We start from the raw sequence: 17,674 nt of genomic DNA, 5'->3' as shown, positions 1-17,674 counted from the left end.
ACCCGCCCCGGCAGACCACGGGCGCGGGGCCAACGCGCTTGGGCCCACGGCCCGTTCGTCTCCCGCATGCTGCTCGTCGGCCACCCGGGAGGCCCCCGCGTGAGGCGCGTCACAGCAGGGGAAGGGGCGGGGGCCGGGCGGCGCCGCCCCGGCTCGGCCGGCCCCGGAGCGTGACCGGAAAGCGGCCGTCGGCCCCGTGGCACGGGCCACGGGGCCGACGGCCGGGTGCGGGGTCTCAGTTGTTGACCGTCTGGGTGGTGGTCCCGCTGGACGCCGCGAAGCTCACGTCGCCGTTGTAGTTGGCGGTGACGAGGTGGGTGCCCTTGGGCAGCGGGTTGAACACCGCGCTGGCCCTGCCGTTGACCAGGGTCACGGTCTGCGGGGTGCGCCCGGTGATCGCGAGGGTGATGGTTCCGGTGGGGGTGCCCGTTCCGGGGGCCACCGTGGTGACCGTCGCGGTGACGGTCACCGGGTCGCCCGTCGTCGAGGGGTTCGGCGTGGACACCACGACCGTGGAGGTGGTCGCCTTGTTGAGGGTCTGGGTGTCGGTGCCGCTGGACGCCGCGAAGCTGTCGTTCCCGCCGTAGGCGGCCGAGATGGTGAACGGACTGCCCGTGGTGCCGGTGTAGGTGTGGGTGACGGTCGCCACCCCGCCGGACACCGGCGCGGTGGCCGAGGCGGTGCCGTCGCCGAAGGTGAAGGTGACGATGCCGGTGGGCGTGCCGGACGCGGCGGACACCGTCGCCCTGATGGTGACCGACTGCCCGGACGCGGAGGGATCCGGGGTCGAGGTGACGGTGGTGGTGGTCGTGCTCTTGCTGAGGGTCTGGGTGTCGGTGCCGCTCGATGTCGCGTAGTTGGTGTCGCCGTTGTAGGTGGCGGTGATCGGGAACGGGCTGCCGGTGCGGGTGGTCCAGGTGTGGGTGGTGGTGGCGGTGCCGCCGGAGAGGGTGGCGGTGGTGGCGGTGGTGCCGTCGCCGAAGGTGAAGGTGACGGTGCCGGTGGGGGTGCCGGCGCCGGGGGCGACGGGTGCGGCGGTGGCGGTGAGGGTGACGCTCTGGCCGGTGACGGAGGGGTCGGGGGCGGAGGTCACGGTGGTGGTGGTCGCGGCCTTGTTGACGGTCTGGGTGTCGGTGCCGCTGGAGGCGGTGAAGTCGGCGTCGCCGTTGTAGGTGGCCGTCAGGGCGTACGGGGTGCCGGTGCGGGTCGTCCAGGTGTGGGTGACGGTGGCCACTCCGCCGGAGAGGGTGGCCGTGGCGGAGCCGGTGCCGTCGCCGAAGGTGAAGGTGACGGTTCCGGTGGGGGTGCCCGCCCCGGGGGCGACCGGTGCCACGGTGGCGGTGAGGGTGATGGGCTGGCCGACCACGCCGGGGTCCGGGGCGGAGACCAGGGACGTCGTGGTGGTCGCCCGGCCGACCGTCTGGGTGTCGGCACCGTGGGAGGACGTGTAGTTGGCGTCGCCGTTGTAGGTGCCGGTCAGCGTGTACGGGCTGCCGGCGGTGCCGGCGAACGTGTGGGTGACGGTGGCGACCCCGCCAAAGAGGGTGGCCGTGGCCGGGCTCGTCCCGTCGCCGAAGTCGAAGGTGACGGTGCCGGTCGGGGGGCCCGTCCCGGGGGCGACGGAGGCCACCGTGGCGGTGAGGGTGGTGGGCTGGCCGACCACGGTGGGGTCGGGCGAGGAGACCACGGCGGTCGTCGTGGCGGCCTTGCTGACGCTCTGGGTGTCGGTGCCGCTCGACGCCGTGTAGTTGGCGTCGCCGTTGTAGGTGCCGGTGAGGGCGTACGGGCTGCCGGCGGTGCCGGTGTAGGTGTGGGTGGTGGTGGCGAGACCGTTGCTGAGGGGCGCGGTCACCGTGGGGCTGCCGTCGCCGAAGTCGAAGGTGACGGTCCCGGTCGGGGTGCCCGCCCCGGGCGCCTGGGCGGCCACGGTGGCGCTGAGGGTGGTGGGCTGGCCGACCACGGTGGGGTCGGGCGAGGAGACCACGACGGTCGTCGTGGCGGCCTTGCCGACGGTCTGGGTGTCGGTGCCGTTCGACGCGGTGAAGCTGGCGTCCCCTTCGTAGCTCGCGGTCGCCGTGTACGGACCGCCCGCGCTGGTGTACGCGTGGCTGATCCGGGCCACCCCGCCGGAAAGTGAGGCCGAGGCCGTCGGGGTCCCGTCGCCGAAGTCGAAGGTGACGGAGCCGGTCGGCACGCCGGCCCCCGGACCGACCGGCGCCACCGTCGCGGTGAGGGTCACCGGCTGGCCGGTCACCGACGGGTCGGGGGCGGTGGCGAGCGTGGTGGTGGTCGCCGCCGGCAGCACGGTCTGGGTGTCGCTGCCCGCCGAGGAGCTGAAGTTGGCGTCCCCGCTGTAGTTGGCGGTGATGCGGTAGGGGCTGCCGGTCGCGCTGGTGTAGGTGTGCGCGACGGTCACGGTGCTGCCGGACAGCGGCGCCGTGATGGCCGCCGTGCCGTCCCCGAAGTCGAAGGTGACGGTGCCGGTGGGCACCCCGGTGCCGGCCGGCGTGGGGGCCACGACGGCGGTCACGGTCACCGGCTGGCCGGTCACCGTGGGGTCGGGCGAGGAGGTCACCGTCGTCGCGGTGGTGACGGCGGCGGCCGTCACGGTGTGCGCGGCGGTGGCGGTGGCGGTGGTGAAGTCGGTGTCCCCGCTGTAGGTCGCGGTGACGGTGTAGGGGCTGCCCGTCGTGGTCGCGTAGGCGTGGTCGGTGGTCGCGACCCCACTCAGGACCGGGGCGGTGACCGGTGCGGTGCCGTCGCCGAAGTCGAAGGTGACCGTCCCGGTGGGGGCGCCCGCGCCCGGGGGGACCGCCGAGACCCGCGCGGTGAAGGTGACGTTCTGCCCGGCGGTGGACGGTTCCGGGGACGAGGTCAGCGTCATCGCCGCGGTGGCCGGGCCCACGGTCTGGGTGTCACTGCCGGTGGACGGGTCGAAGTCGCCGTCCCCGCTGTAGGCGGCGGTGAGGGAGCAGGGGCTGCCGGCGGTGGTGGTCCAGGTGTGGGGCGTGGTCGCGGTGCCGTTGGCCAGCGGCACGGTGACCGGTGCGGTGCCGTCGCCGAAGTCGAAGGTGACGGTCCCGGTCGGGGTGCCCGCCCCGGGGGCGACGGGCGCCACGGTGGCGGTGAGGTCGACCGACCGGCCCGGCACCGAGGGGTCGGGGGAGGAGGTGAGGGTGGTGCCGGTCGCCGCCGTGGTGACGGCCTGGGTGCCGGTCCCGGCGGACGCGGAGAATCCCGCGTCCCCGCTGTAGGTGGCGGTGAGGGGATAGGGGCTGCCGACGGTGCCGGTCCAGGTGTGCGGGGCGGTGGCGGTGCCGCCGGCCAGCTGCACCGCCACCGGTGCGGAGCCGTCGCCGAAGTCGAAGGTGACGGTGCCGGTCGGCGTCCCGGCGCCCGGCGCCACCGCCGCGACCGTGGCGGTCACCGCCACCGCCTGCCCGGACACCGACGGATCCGGCGACGAGTCGACCACCGTCGTCGTCAGCGCCTGCTGCACGGTGTGGGTCGCGGACCCCACCGAGGCGATGAAGTCGTCGTCGCCGCTGTAGCCGGCGGTCACCGTGTACGGGCCGGCCGCGCCGGTGAAGGTGTGCACGGCGGTCGCCAGGCCCTGGGACACGGTCGCGACCACCGGCGCGGTGCCGTCGCCGAAGTCGAAGGTCACCGTCCCGGTCGGGGTGCCGTCCCCCGGGGCGTCCGGCGTCACGCGCGCGAAGAACGTCACCGGCGCGCCCGTCACCGACGGCTCGGGCAGACCGCTGACGGTGGTGGTGCTCGCGCCCGGTCCGACCGTCTGGAGGGTGGTGCAGCTGGAGGGGGCGAAGTCGGTGTCGCCCTGATAGGTGGTGGTCAGGGCGTAGGGGCTGCCGGCGGTCCCGGTCCAGGCGTGGGTGGCGGTGGCGGTGCCGTCCGTCACGGGGGCGGTGACCGGCGGGGTGCCGTCGCCGAAGTCGAAGGTGACGGCTCCGGTCGGGGTGCCGGCCCCCGGGGGGACCGCGGCGATCGTCGCGGTGACGGTGACCGGCTGGCCCGGCACCGCGGGGTCCGGCGCGGAGCTGACGGAGGTGGTGCTGGCGGCCGCGGTGACGGTGTGCGAGCCGGTCGCCGACGTGGGTCCGAAGTCGGCGTCCCCGCCGTAGGCGACGGTGACGACGTACGGGCTGCCGGCGGTGCCGGCCCAGGCGTGGGTCACGGTCGCGGCCCCGCCGGTGAGCGGCACCGCGACCGGCGCCGTGCCGTCGCCGAAGTCCACGGTGACGGTGCCGGTCGGGGTGCCGGCGCCCGGTGCGGAAGCGCTGAGCGTCGCGGTCACGGTCACCGGCTGGCCCGACACCGAGGTGTCGGGCGCCATCGTGATCACCACGTCGGCCGACGCCCGGTTCACGACATGGCCGGTGCTGCCGGCCGAGCCGGTGAAGTCGGTGTTGCCGCCGTAGGTGGCGGTGACCGTGTAGGGGCTGCCGGCGGTACCGGCGAAGGCGTGCGCGGCGGTGGCCACCCCGGCCACCACGGGCGCGGCCACCGGGTCGGTGCCGTCGCCGAAGTCGAACGTCATGGTGCCGGTCGGCGCGCCGGCACCCGGAGCCGCCGGCGCCACCGCCGCGGTGAAGGTGACCGGCTGACCGGCCACGGACGGCTCCGGCGCGACGGTCACCGTGGTCGTCGTGGCGTCCGGCAGCACCGTCTGGGTGGCGGTGGCCGCCGCGGTGGTGAAGTCGCCGCTGCCGTTGTAGACGACGCTGATCGCGTACGGGCTGCCCAGGCTGGTGGTGTAGGTGTGGGTGACAAGGGCGGCCCCGCCGGCCAGCGCCACCGTCGTGGGAGCCGTGCCGTCGCCGAAGTCGACGGTGACCGTGCCGTCGGGCACCCCCGCGCCCGGCGGCACCGCGGCGGCCGTCACCGCGACGGTCACCGGTTCGCCCACCACCGAAGGACCGCCCCCGGTGGTGACCGTCAGGGCGGTCGCGGTCCGCACCACGGTCTGTGCGGTGGTGCCGGTGGAGGCGCTGAAGTCGTCGTCGCCGTTGTAGGAGGCCGTCACGGTGTAGGGGCTGCCGCCCGTGGTGGTGTACGCGTGCACCACCGTCGCCAGTCCCGCCACCGCGTCGGCGGTCACGGTCGGGGTGCCGTCGCCGAAGTCGAAGGTGACCGTGCCGGTCGGCTCGCCCGTCGCCGGGGGCGCCGTGGCGATCGACGCGGTCAGGGTGACCGGCTGGCCGGCCGACGACGGCTGGGGCTGGGCGATCACCACGGTGGAGGTGGCCGCGGGGTTCACGGTCTGGGTGTCGGTGTCCGAGGAACCGGTGAAGTTCGCGTCGCCGTTGTAGGCCGCGGTGACGGTGTAGGGGCTGCCGGCGGTGCGGGTGTACGCGTGGACGGCGACCGCGGCCCCGTCGGCGACCGGGACCAGGACGACCGCCGAACCGTCGCCGAAGCCGAAGGCGACGTACCCGGTGGGGGTGCCGGCGCCGGCCGCGGCGGAGGCGACGGTGGCCGTGAAGGTGACCGGTTCGCCGGTCACCGAGGGGTCGGAGGCGGAGACGAGCGTGGTCGTCGTACCGGCCTGGCCGACCGTCTGGGTGTCGATCCCGGACGACCCCGCGAAGTCGGCGTCGCCGCTGTAGGTCGCGGTCACCGAGTAGGCGCCGGCGGTCGGGTAGGCGTGGCCGGCGGTCGCCGTGGTGCCGGTCAGCGGCACCGTGACCGTCGGGGAGCCGTCGCCGAACGCGAAGGTGACGGTGCCGGTCGGGGTGCCCGAGGCGGGCGGGAGGACCGCGACCGTCGCGGTGAAGGTCACCGTCCCGCCGACCACGGACGGGTCGGGCGCCGAACTCACCGTCGTCGAGGTGGTCGACACGCTCATCGCCACGCTCTGCGCGGCCGTTCCGGTGGAGGCCGCGAAGTCCCCGTCCCCGGCGTAGGACGCGGTGACGGTGTAGGGGCTGCCCGCGGTGCTGGTCCACGCGTGGGTCACCGTCGCCAGGTTGCCGGAGACCGGCGCGGTGACGGTCGGGGAGCCGTCCCCGAAGGTGAAGGTGACCGTCCCCGTCGGGGTGCCGGCCCCCGGCGGAACGGGCGTCACCCGCGCGATCAGGGTCACGGTCTGGCCCACCGCGGCGGGCGTGGCCGACGAGAGCACCGTGGTGGTGGTCGCGGCCGGTGCGACGGTGTGCACGATGGTGTCGTCGGACGGGGCGAAGTCGCCGTCCCCGCTGTAGTGGGCGGTGATCGTGTAGGGGCTGCCGGAGGCGCTGGTGTAGACGTGGGTGACGGTGGCCGAGCCGCCGACGAGCCGGGCGGTGAGGACCGGACTGCCGTCGCCGAAGTCGAAGGTGGCCTCGCCGGTCGGGACCCCGGCGCCGGGCGCGACGGGGGACACGGTGACCGTCACGGCCTCGCCGGTCACGGACGGGTCGGGCGCCGCGGTGACCGTGGTGACGGTGGCGGCCTGCTCGACGCTGTGCAGCGAACTTCCGGTGGAATCCGTGAAGTTGGTGTCTCCGCTGTAGGTGACGGTGACCGGGTAGGGGCTCTGCGAGGCGTTGGTGTAGACGTGGGTGGTGCCGGCGGAGCCGCTGGTGAGGGGGACGGTGACCGGCGCGGTGCCGTCGCCGAAGTCGAAGGTGACGGTGCCGGTCGGAGTGACCCCGGACGCCGGGACGCCCGCCACGGTGGCGCTGAAGGTGACGGACTGCCCGGTCACCGAGGGGGACGGGGTGGTGCTCACGGTCGTCGTCGAGACGGCCTGGGTGACCACCTGACTGTCCGCCCCGGCCGAGGGGTTGAAGTTGTCGTCGCCGCTGTAGGTCGCGGCGACCGTGTACGGGCTGTCCGACACCTCCGGGCTGAGGTGGCTGACCGTCGCGGTGCCGCCCGCGACCGGCACCGTCACCGGCGGGCTGTCGTCGCTGAACTCGAAGGTCACGGTGCCCGTCGGCGAACCGCCGGCCGGCGACTCCGGGATGACCTTGGCCACGAAGGTCGTCGACTGCCCCACCGTGGACGGATCGGGCGTCGAGGTCAGGGCGGTGACGGTGTCGGCCGGCTGCACGGTCTGGGCCCCGGTGCCGGTGGACGCGGTGAAGTCGGCGCCGCCGTTGTAGGTGGCCGTCACCGGATAGGGGTCTTCGGCCGCGTCGGTGTAGATGTGGGTGGCCTCCGCGGTGCCGCCGGTGAGGGCCGCGGTGACGGTGGGGGTGCCGTCGCCGAAGTCGAAGGTGACGGTGCCGGTCGGGGTGCCGGCCCCGGGCGGGACGGTGGTGACCGTCGCACTGAACGTCACCTCCTGCCCCACCGTGGAGGGGTCGGGCGCGGAGACCACGGCGGTGGTGGTGTCGGCCGGCTGCACGGTCTGGCTGAAGGTCCCCACGGACGCGATGGTGTCGGCGTCGCCGCTGTAGGTGACGGTGACCGTGTAGGGGCTCTGCGCGGCGCCGGTGTAGGTGTGCGAGGTGGCGGCGGCCCCGTCGGTGAGGGCCACGGTGACCGGCGTCGTGCCGTCGCCGAAGTCGAAGGTGACGGTGCCGGTCGGGGTGCCGGCCCCCGGCGGGACGGTGGTGACCGTCGCCCCGAACGTCACCGGCTCGCCCACCGCCGCGGGGGAGGGCGAGGCGGTCACGGCCGTCGCGGACGCGGCCTGACCCACCGTCAGTGCCGCCGTCTCCGTGGACGGGGCGATGTTGCCGTCGCCGTTGTAGGTGGCGGTGACGGTGTACGAGGTCGCGGCCGCGTCGGCGTAGGCGTGGTCCACGGCCGCCGTCCCGCCGGTGAGGGGGACGGTGACCGGCGCGGTGCCGTCGCCGAAGTCGAAGGTGACGGTGCCGGTCGGGCTGCCGGCGCCCGGCGGGACGGTGATGACCGTCGCGGTGGCGGTCACCGGCTGGCCGGCCACCGAGGGGTTCGGCGCGAGGCTCAGGTCCGTGTTGGAGGCGGCCTGTTGGACGGTCTGGGTGTCGGTCCCCGTCGAGGCGGTGAAGTTGCCATCCCCGCTGTAGGCGGCGGTGATCGTGTAGGGGTCTTCGGCGGCGTCGTCATAGGCGTGGGTGACCGTGGCGGCACCACCGGTCAGCGGGGCGGTGACGGTGGGGGTGCCGTCGCCGAAGTCGAAGGTGACGGTGCCGGTCGGCGCCCCGTCCCCCGGCGGTACGGGTGCGACCCGCGCGACGAGGGTGACGCCCTGCCCGGCCAGCGAGGGGTCGGGGGAGACCTGCACGGTGGTGGTGGTCGAGGCCGCCCCGACCACCTGGGTGTCCGTCCCGCTGGACGGGACGAAGAAGACATCGCCGCCGTAGGAGACGGAGACCTCGTACGGTGTCCCGGACGGGGCGGTGTAGACATGGCTGACCGTCGCCGCGCCGTCGGTGAGGGCCGCCGGCACGGGTGCCGAGCCGTCCCCGAAGTCGAAGGTGACGGTGCCCGTCGGGGTGCCGGTGGTGGGCGGAACACCCGTCACCACGGCGGTGAAGGCCACCGCTTCGCCCACGACGGAGGGGTCGGGCGCGGAGCTGACGGCCGTCTGCGTGGGCGCCTGGTAGCCGAAGCCGCCGGACACGGTCACGCTGCCGCCCGGGGTGGTGATGACGAGGTCGGCCGGACCCGGCGCCCCCGGCGGCGTCACCACCACCAGCAGGGTGTCGGAGTACGCGCGGAAGGACACCGCGGGCACACCGCCGACGGTGACGGCGGTGACCCGGCCGAGACCGGTGCCCCGCACCACCAGGGTGGTGCCGCCCGCGATCGGCCCGGTGGCCGGGCTGACACTGTTCACCGACGGCGCCGCGGCGTAGGTGTAGGGCAGTTGGTTGCTCACCCCGCCGATGGTGGTGACGTAGACCGGGACGGTACCGGGCCCCGCGACGGGGGGAGCGGTCACCAGCAGCTGCCCCTCGGAGACCGCGGTGGGGAAGGCGATCGCGTCACCGAAGTGCACCAGCAGCGCGGTGCTCAGGTTGGCGCCCACCAGCTCCACCACATTGCCCCCGCCGACCGGACCGGCCGAGGGGATGAGCCGCGAAATACTGGGCCAGTACAGGTAGAAGAAGTATCCGACGCGGGCGCTGCCGCCGGGGGTGGTGACGGTGACCGGGACCGCCCCGTTGCCCGCCGGGGTGACCGCGACGATGGTCCGGTCGTCGAGGACGGAGAAGCTCGCCGCCTGCCGGGAGCCGAAGTACACCGAGGTGGCGCCGGTGAAGTGCCGCCCGACGATGGTCACCAGGGTGCCGCCGCTGTAGGACCCCTGGTCGGGGAAGATCCCGGAGAGACTCAACAGCCCGGGCACGTCGGCCCGTCCGGCGAAGCCGGCAGGCCCGGTCAGCTCGGACCGCCGCAGCAGCCGCGGTGCGACGGCCGTCCGGGCCAGCGCGCCGGGCAGGGCGTGCAGCAGCGTGTTGCTGTCGAGCGCCCTCGGCAGGTCCGTGCGGTCCACCGAGGTGCGGAGCACCAGTTCGTCCCCCGCCCCACGGGCCACGAGCGGGACCGGGGCGCTCAGGGTGGGCACGACCTTGCGGGAGGCCGGGTCGATGACGGCGATGCAGTTCCCGTCGCGATCGGTGATCAGAAAAGGCCCGTTGGGGTGCTCCGGTGTCAGCATGAGACCGCCCTCGCTCGCGTCGTGGCTTTGCCGGCCGCATCGACGGCTCCGGCCGGGCAGCGCACCAGGGGAGACGCGGCGGGCCGTGGCGGGAGCGGGCCCCCTCGGGCGCCCGCGTGACGCGGGCCGGTGAGGTGCACGGTGCGGACGGCACGGACTGCATGCATGAGGGCTCCAGGCCAGCTCGCGGGCCGGTCGCACCATGCGGCGCACACTGCGGCGCCGACACGGCCGTGACCTGCATGCCTCAACGGAGGAGCGCGCGCGGCCGCCTCGTCATGACGAGGCTCCGAGAAGGGCAGGACGCCTTCCGCTCCCCCGGAAAGGATGGGCGGCCCACCGGAATCGGACGGATTCAGTAACCCATTCCGGTGACGGCAAAGGCAACACTCCGCCTACGACCTCACCCGAAAGGCCGATCGCGCGACGCGGCACGCGGACGCACAGCCGCTACCTGCGGGCGCGCGAGGCAACGGGCGGCCGGGGGAGGGGATCAGCAGCCCAGACCGGCGCTGAAGTCCTCCAGTGCCGCCGCGACTTCGGCGGGAGTCTCCAGAGGGAGCAGGTGCCCGCCGGCCGGGACGATGGCGAACCGGGCCCGGGGGACGCTGGGCAGGAGATGGCGGCGCAGGACGTGCGGCGGTTCGACCTGGTCGTGCTCGCCGGCCAGGACGAGAACGGGAACGTCCACCGCCCTGGCGGCGTCCGTCACGTCCGCGGCGATGCCCCGCAACGGCCACTCCAGCCGCGCGTCCTCGCCGCTGTTCAGACTGTCCCGCACGACGGCGCTCCGGACGTCCCCCGTCAGCGGCGTCGCGGTGAGGGCGTGGTCGAGCGCAGCCCCGACGGACCGCGCCGAATCGTAGGCGTGGGAGAGGGAGTTCCGGTACTCGGCGGTCACGGCGACAGGCGGCTCCGGCGGCGCCGGGGCCAGCAGCACCACCCCCACCAGGCCCGCGGGCCGGCGGGCGGCGGCGAGCAGACTCACCTTGCCGCCCATCGAGTGCCCGACGAGGACGAACGTCCGCAGGCCCAGCCCCTCGACGATGGCGAGGAGATCGTCGGCGAGCTGCTCCAGCCCGTAGGGGCCGGGCAGTGCCCGCGACAGGCCCCAGCCGCGCTGGTCGAAGCGGACCGTGTCCCGATCAGCCGGGAGCCGCTCCACGACCGCGTCCCACGTACCGGCGGACCCGCCCCAGTAATGCACGAACACCAACGTGGGCCCGCACCGCCCCTGCCGGCGGACCTCGATCGAGCCCTCTGCCACGAGCACCTGGTGGATTGCGGATACCGTCGTCATGGAAACCTCTGAGTTGCCTCGCGAAAGCGGTGGACGAAGAACCGCTGCGGCCCGACTTCGCGGCGCTGAACAGCAGTTACGACAGCGACGCTACCGACGCCCCGCAGCGCGGACCCGGTCGAAAGGTGCGAGCTTCTTGTGAAAAGCGGTCAGCTTCCCGGGATCAGGCAACTGCACTACGCCCCGGCTCCCCGGGCGGAGTTCGACGTCGAGGTCCTCAGCTTCGCGCGACTGCGCCGCATGGACCCCAGCCGCCGGCGAACCCGCCCGCAGCGCCCGGACTTCCACGTCATGGCCCTGGTGCGGTCGGGCGGAGGACACCACACCGCCGACTTCGTCGATCACCCCCTGCGGGAACGGACCGTCGTCTGGATCCGTCCGGGTGTGGTGCACCGCTGGACCGACGTCGACGACCTGGAAGGCCCCCTGTTCCTCTTCACACAGAGCTTCCCGCCCACCCCGGGCCCCGTCGTGCAAGCGGCAGGGGACACCTTCGGCCCGACCTGCTGGCAACTAGACGCAGAATCATGGGAGTTAGCCCTGCTGGCGGCGGACCACCTACGGCACGAGTACACGGCCGCGGTGGCGAACCCACGACTGGCCTCGCCACCGCTACTCGCCCACCTTCTCTCAGCCCTGGTGCTGCGCGTCCTGCCCACCGATACGCCCGAGCCCCCGGCCGACGAGCCCCACGAACACACCGTCTTCCACCGCTACCGCGTCGCGGTGGAGCAACAGTTCACCCGGCACCACCACGTACGCGAGTACGCCGCCGCTCTCGGCTACGACCCGCGCACCCTCACCCGGGCAACCCGCGCGGCGACCGGCCTGGGCGCCAAGCAGTTCCTCGACCAACGCATCCTGCTGGAGGCCAAACGCCTGCTCGCACACACCGACCTCCCCGCCGCGCGGTGCGCCGAGCACCTCGGCTTCCACGACGCCGCGAACTTCAGCACGTTCTTCCAACGCCAGGCCGGACTGTCTCCAAGCCGCTGGCGCACGGTCCACGATGTCCGCTGACCCCACCGGCCCTGTCTTCCGTGTGCGCCGGCCGGCTTGGCGCACTCCGACGCACTCCGACGCACCTCGACGTACCCCTCATGCGACGCCGGCCACGCCCCGAGAGGCGTGGCCGGCATCAATGAGTCCGGTGCGAGGAGGTTCACGCTACGGAAAACCGGTGCTCGCTCACGAAGTGACGGTATTCCCGAAGGAACATGCAGCCACCATGGCCATTCCGGGAAACCGCCCCGTCAACTCATCACAGAATTTCGATGGAGTTGACCTTCGGCGGACGGTTCGGGTAGGTGATGTCGTGCCACCGGTCGACCCGCACCGAGTCACCGTTGGCGTCGTAGTAGATTAAGTCGTTGTTCCCGGTGGAGATCTTGTCGACCCACCACCCGCCGAAGTCGATCCTCCCGCGGTTCGCATAGCAGTCCACGCTCTGCTGCCCGCCGCTGTGTGACCAGATCTTCAGGAAGTTTTCGCCACCACGGCAGGGCACGTGGTCGATGGCGAATGCATTTCCGGTAGGCACGGTCACGGTGAGCGCGGCGGCTGCCGCGAACGCCACGGCCGCGGAACGCGCGACCTTCTTGGTTCTCGAAATCACAAGTTCTCCTTGCTGGGAATGTCGGACCCGGAACGCACTCCGCCACCACCGTGGGCGGCATCGATGCGGTGCCCGGGCAACTTGAGCATGCGACGTAATCCGTCCCAGCAGCTATGAAAGCCGGGCACTCCGGGACGCTGGAACGCAAAAGCACGCTGTGACCAGGGAGACGTAAGCCACCTGGAACGCTGGAACGGGACGTAACGGAACTACGGGGTGGGGGAGGAGGAAGAGGGACGGGGTGGCAGAGACCGCGGGGGACACGGAAGACGAAGCGCCCGAGCCACCCGGCCATCCGGACGCCGATCCCCCTCACCGCCACTCGGACACGCGTCTCCGCCTCCCTCCTTCCGCAGGAAGTCCACTCCGCCCATCTCGGCATTCCCGGGATGCGATGCGCACCGACGGCCAGGAATGTGTGCCACGTGCGGACTGCGCCTAGGGCGCGCACCTTTGTCCACCCCGAACACGAGGAACACCGCACAGAACGCCATTGCTTCATCGCCTCGCCGCGCCTTCGTGTCAAAGACTCTCGACACCGCAACCAAAGAAGCCAGTTCCCCACTCTTGGAGAGCGGGCTGACAGCCCCAGCATCAGCGCCTGTCCGCAACCTGTACCAGCCGAGGAGAGAACTTCCATGTCCGAGAAACGCACTTCCGCGATCAGAGGTATTCGCCGGGTGGCCGGTGGGCCCCGAGACCGGTCCGTGCGAATTGCCCTGGCCGGTACGGCCCTCGCCCTCTCCTTCGCCATCCCGGCCCCGACCCCGGCGTCGGCTGCGGCCCCCACCCCGGCGATGGCCGCGGCCGGCCGGATCCATGCCGCCGCGGCCGACCCGACCTCCGTCATGACATACACCGCCAAGGACCGACAGGAAGCCCTGGCCTACTGGACGCCCGCCCGCATCAAGGCCGTCGGGAAGTCCGTGGACCTCGGGCCGACCGGACCGAAGGCCAAGCCGTGGCAGGGCACCGCCCTGAAGACCGTCGGGCGGCTCTTCTTCATCAACGCCAACGGCGCCGACACCTGGTGCACGGCCACCGCCGTCAAGAGCGCCAACCGTTCCGCCGTGATGACCGCGGCACACTGCGTACGCCGGGGCGCCTCTCCTGACAACACCAACATCCTCATGGTGTTCGTCCCCGGCTACAGCAAGGGCACCATGCCCTACGGCGCGTTCGCGGTCCGCTCCGCCGTGACCCCGCGCTCCTGGGAGACGGACTCCACCGACGACCTGTCCACGCTGGTCGTCGACGCCGACAAGAACGGCCGCAAGCTCACCGACGTCGTGGGCGGCCAGGACATCGCCTTCAACCGCCCCGTTGGCGGCACCATTTCCTCCTTCGGCTACTCCGCCACCCGCCCACAGCTCGGCGAGCAGCTCCTCCGCTGTGTCGGCACGGCCAGGAAGAAGCAGCACGGGGTGCAGGCCATCCCCTGCGACATGAGCGGCGGCTCCAGCGGTGGCCCCTGGCTGGCCGACTTCAACGCCACCACCGGCAAGGGCGTCCTGATCTCGGTCAACAGCTCACTGGACTCCCTGGCCCCCACCGAGATGCAGGCCGAGGTCATGGGACCCACCGCCCAGAAGGTGTACGACCGGGCCCAGCACCTACCGGTTTGGTGAACTCAGACAGGCCATGCCCACGGTCACCCAGCGGATGCTCACCCGGCAGCTTCGAGAGCTGGAGGACGACGGCCTCGTGTCGCGGACGGTCTACCCGGAAGTTCCGCCGAGGGTGGAGTACGCGCTCACCGAGATCGGCGAGACCCTGCGGGACATCATCGGTCAGCTCGACACCTGGGGCAGCTGGTACCGCCGGCACCTGAAGTCCCAGGCGCGAGACGACGGCGAGCCGGCCACTGATGCCTGAGCCCCGATGGTGACGTGAGCCGTCACGTCTCGGAGGGATCCGCATGCCTGCCTCAACGTCATTCGTGCAGGGTCAGTTCCACCGCCTGCGGTGACAACTCATATGCGTGTAAGCGTAGTTGACTGATTCGCTCCATCACGGACATCGCCCGCTCGATCACCCGCAAGGTGAACCGAGCCGTCCACCAGCCCGACGGTCCCGTCATGCCATTTCCTTGCCCGTTGGGCTTGCCTGCTGCCCGGACCACGCAATCGCCGACCCCGCAAGCGCTTTGCCGATTATGGCTCAATGCATTGCCTGGTGATCTTTCACACGTTTCCGGCAGTTGGCCACCGCAAGTAGTACGAATGAAAGGGCAAGTCCCCTAGTTGAGGAGTCACCTATGACCAAGGTTCCCGCAGCTGCCAAGACCGAGTCCCATGTGGCTCTCCGTCCGAAGAGGATCGGGTTCTCCGTGGAGACGGTGAAGACGGCGCAGGTCAAGAGCGTGCCGAACCTCGAAGTCGACCAGAAGGACGTGTAAGGGCAGGAGTGCGGCCACTGTCCTGAACCGCCCGGTGGCTCCTGGAGCCACCGGGCACCCCTTGAGACCGTGAGGAATGGCGTGTTCGATCTCGAATCCCTGCTTGACCCGATGCCTCTCGACCAATTTCTTCGCGAGAACTGGACAACCCGGGGCGTCGTCCTGCGCGGGCAGGACCGGGGTCGTTTCCATTCGCTCTTCTCATGGGACCAGCTCAACCACCTGCTCAATTTCCATCGCCTCCGTTTCGGCGAAGAAATCCGCTTGGCGGCAAAGGGCAGGAAGGTACCCGGCCGGCCTGAGACGCCCGAGGAGTGGATCAGGCATTGCCAGGACGGCTACACCCTCATCATCAACCAGTTGCAGGCGCGGCTTCCCGCGATCGCCGAACTGGCATCGTCGATCGAGCGGGCGATCGGCCACCGGAGCCAGGTCAACATGTACTGCTCCTGGCCTGAGCAACAGGGGTTCGACCAGCACCACGACGACCATGAAGTCTTCATCCTGCAGATCGAGGGGACGAAGCGATGGGTCGTCTCCGAGGAGACGTACAAATACCCGCTCGACAAATACAACAACGTCTCCGACGACACCGGCGAACCCAAGGGCCCCCCGTACATCGAAACCGAACTCCACCCCGGGGACGTGCTCTACATTCCGCGGGGCCACTGGCACTACGCGGTGGCCGGTGACGAACCCTCCTTGCACCTCACGCTGGGGGTGACCTGCCGCACCGGCGTCTACTGGCTGAAGTGGCTGGCGGACGAGCTGATGGACGAGGAGGAGTGGCGGCGCAACCTCCCGCCCGTGGTCGGCGGCGACACCACCCAACTCGCCGATCACGTACGCGGACTGATGGGCAGACTCGCCGCGCTGGCCGACGACGACGAGTTGGTGAAGGCGTACGTCTCCCATCATCTGACCACCCAGGACAGTCGGCACCGGGAGATCAGCCTCCCGAGCCAGTCCGGTTTCCAGCCGCTCTCCACGAGCAGCGACACGCGCTTGCGGAAAGTGCATTTCAACCCCGTCAAGGTTGATTACGACGCCGATTCGGAGCAGCACCGCATTCTGTTCGGCGCGAAGAAGATCACGCTGGACGGGGCTCCTGCGGAACTCATCGAGAATATTCTCCGCCGAGAGTCGTTCACCCTCGGGGAAGCCGTCGGATGGGCCCCGGAGTTCGACCCGGCCGAAGACATCGCTCCGTTGCTGCGGCTGTTGGTCGAGCAAGGACTCCTTCTGGAGGAGCACCCGCCGTCCGGGTGAGCACCGCCGGATGTCCCGGCCGGCCCGGCCTGCGGCACGATGGCCAGGCCAGGCCAGGCCAGGTCGGGCGGGCCAGACCAGGTCATGGCAGGGCGGAAAAGCGTTCCGCAACCCCGGACCCGTGCCACGGCACCCGTCCCTGTCGAAGGTCCTGGCCGGCACCGCGGGCCGCTCATCACTGACGGAGACACTCGATGAAGATCGGCCTGATCGAGCTCAGCGCGCACAGCGAGGTCCTCGACAGCCTCCTACGGCAAGTCATTGACGTCGGAGCCCGACCGACGGTCTACACGAACCCCTTCTGCGCCGAGGGTTCGCAGGCCCCCGAGCCTTCGGCAGCCGAGTGGCGTGTGTGTCCCCCGGGGCTGCCGTACGCTGATTTCCTGGAGACGCACCAGTCCTCGATCGCCTCACAGGATCACCTGTTCATCGTCACCCCGGTCGATGCCCTGTGCGGTCCGCTCTCCGATACGAGCGCGAGGTCGGCCACCTGGCACTGCCTGGTGCACAACCTCCATACGTTCACCTCGCCGGATGACAACCGGCCGAGCGCCGCCATCGCGAAGCTCGTTCTCGACGGCGCGGCAGAGGTGCTTCTTCCGGATCTCCGGCTCATGAAATCCGGCGACCCGCTGCGGAGCCGCGCGGTCAACATCGCCTATCCACAGCATCCACCCGTGGAATTCGTGAGGGACGAGGTGCGATGCTGCATCCCGGGGAGAGTGTATTCCGGCAGGGACCACGCCGAGGTCCTGTCCGCACTGCAACTCGCCGCCCCACGGCTGACGAAGCGACTGCGTATCGAATTCCTGGGGGAGTACGTCACCGAGGAGACCAAGGCAGCCGTCGAATCGGCGAGAAGGGCGGTCGCTCCCTCGGTCGAACTGCGAGACCATTCCGGTTACGTCGCCCAGAAGGAATTCGACGGGACTCTCGCGGAAGCCGATTTCCTCATTCTGCCGGTCTCCGAGTCCCTCACGCGTAATGGCATCGTCGAGACGCGCGGCCAGACCTGCGTCACGGGCAACACCAATGACATGGTCCGCTTCGGCCTTCCCGCGCTCCTGCCGGCCTTCTATCCGTTGAGCGACCATGTCGACGGGATGACGGCACGGTACAGCGACGTCGAGTCCCTGGCGGACCTGATCGTCACGTGGGTGAACACCGGGGAGTTCAACCGCAGGAAACGGGCGGCGGCGCCAGGGCTGGCGGCCTACCGGGGCGAGTGTCTGTCGGCCATGCGCGAGCAACTGGTCCGCCGTTAGCGGTTGGTGAGGGACGAGAACCGCTCTGCCGAGTGGCGGGGCGGGGCGCACCGTCGGCCAGTTGCAGGCCCTCCTCGACGAAGGCTGTTGCCCGCCCGCCCACCTGTCTGCCCGCCTGCCCGCCCGCCGAGCCGCGGGCACCCTGCGAGGTTGGGGAGCCGGAACACCCCACAAGAAACCGCGGCGAATCACCGGAGAGGACGCAACCCGGGAAGGCCGTCCGGCCTCTTCC

General features: G+C 71.5%; 10 protein-coding genes. 6 read left to right on the top strand and 4 right to left on the bottom strand.

Translation table 11 applies throughout. The annotated features are described in order from the left end of the window. Positions 1-235: 235 nt before the first annotated feature. Together K7396_RS35605 and K7396_RS03850 are read right to left on the bottom strand one after the other, a co-directional pair. Entirely contained in the window at positions 236-9,595 is a 9,360-nt protein-coding gene (locus K7396_RS35605) for an Ig-like domain repeat protein (protein WP_263295761.1), read from the bottom strand. 493 nt (positions 9,596-10,088) lie between these two features. Then, positions 10,089-10,895 carry an alpha/beta fold hydrolase gene (locus K7396_RS03850; protein WP_167392798.1) on the bottom strand — a complete coding sequence of 269 codons (807 nt, stop codon included), beginning with the start codon at positions 10,893-10,895 and terminating at the stop codon, positions 10,089-10,091. A 138-nt stretch (positions 10,896-11,033) separates the two neighbouring features. Here K7396_RS03850 and K7396_RS03845 point away from each other — a divergent pair, with 138 nt between their 5' ends. Next, positions 11,034-11,915, top strand: a complete 882-nt coding sequence (locus K7396_RS03845) for an AraC family transcriptional regulator (protein WP_223659613.1) — start codon at positions 11,034-11,036, stop codon at positions 11,913-11,915. A 241-nt stretch (positions 11,916-12,156) separates the two neighbouring features. Here K7396_RS03845 and K7396_RS03840 read toward each other — a convergent pair whose 3' ends face one another. Beyond that, entirely contained in the window at positions 12,157-12,510 is a 354-nt protein-coding gene (locus K7396_RS03840) for a beta/gamma crystallin domain-containing protein (protein WP_086719413.1), read from the bottom strand. Between the two features lie 707 nt (positions 12,511-13,217). Between K7396_RS03840 and K7396_RS03835 the strand changes: the two genes are divergently transcribed. Both K7396_RS03835 and K7396_RS03830 read left to right on the top strand, forming a co-directional pair. Beyond that, the gene (locus tag K7396_RS03835; RefSeq protein WP_223659611.1) at positions 13,218-14,138 is read left to right on the top strand and encodes a trypsin-like serine peptidase; all 921 of its coding nucleotides are present in this window, start codon (positions 13,218-13,220) and stop codon (positions 14,136-14,138) included. Positions 14,139-14,151: 13 nt separating this feature from the next. Continuing rightward, positions 14,152-14,385 (top strand): winged helix-turn-helix transcriptional regulator, encoded by a 234-nt coding sequence (locus tag K7396_RS03830; RefSeq protein WP_086719414.1) that lies wholly within the window; start codon positions 14,152-14,154, stop codon positions 14,383-14,385. Positions 14,386-14,443: 58 nt separating this feature from the next. Here K7396_RS03830 and K7396_RS03825 read toward each other — a convergent pair whose 3' ends face one another. After that, a complete protein-coding gene (locus K7396_RS03825) occupies positions 14,444-14,590 on the bottom strand; it encodes a hypothetical protein (protein ID WP_158101151.1) in 147 nt (48 codons plus the stop codon). 177 nt (positions 14,591-14,767) lie between these two features. On the opposite strand from K7396_RS03825, the gene K7396_RS03820 reads away from it, so the two are divergent. From K7396_RS03820 to K7396_RS03810, 3 genes are all read left to right on the top strand, one after another. Beyond that, the gene (locus K7396_RS03820) at positions 14,768-14,908 is read left to right on the top strand and encodes a hypothetical protein (RefSeq protein WP_158101152.1); all 141 of its coding nucleotides are present in this window, start codon (positions 14,768-14,770) and stop codon (positions 14,906-14,908) included. A gap of 81 nt (positions 14,909-14,989) precedes the next feature. Further along, positions 14,990-16,177, top strand: coding sequence for a cupin domain-containing protein (locus tag K7396_RS03815; RefSeq protein ID WP_086719415.1), 1,188 nt, complete (start codon positions 14,990-14,992; stop codon positions 16,175-16,177). A gap of 194 nt (positions 16,178-16,371) precedes the next feature. After that, positions 16,372-17,442, top strand: a complete 1,071-nt coding sequence (locus K7396_RS03810) for a hypothetical protein (protein ID WP_086719416.1) — start codon at positions 16,372-16,374, stop codon at positions 17,440-17,442. Positions 17,443-17,674 lie beyond the last annotated feature (232 nt).

The sequence above is a fragment of the Streptomyces angustmyceticus genome (genome assembly GCF_019933235.1).
GTDB classification, from domain to species: Bacteria; Actinomycetota; Actinomycetes; order Streptomycetales; family Streptomycetaceae; genus Streptomyces; species Streptomyces angustmyceticus.
The sequence above is the reverse complement of the archived record's forward strand: the minus strand, read 5'-3'. Positions and strand labels throughout refer to the sequence as shown.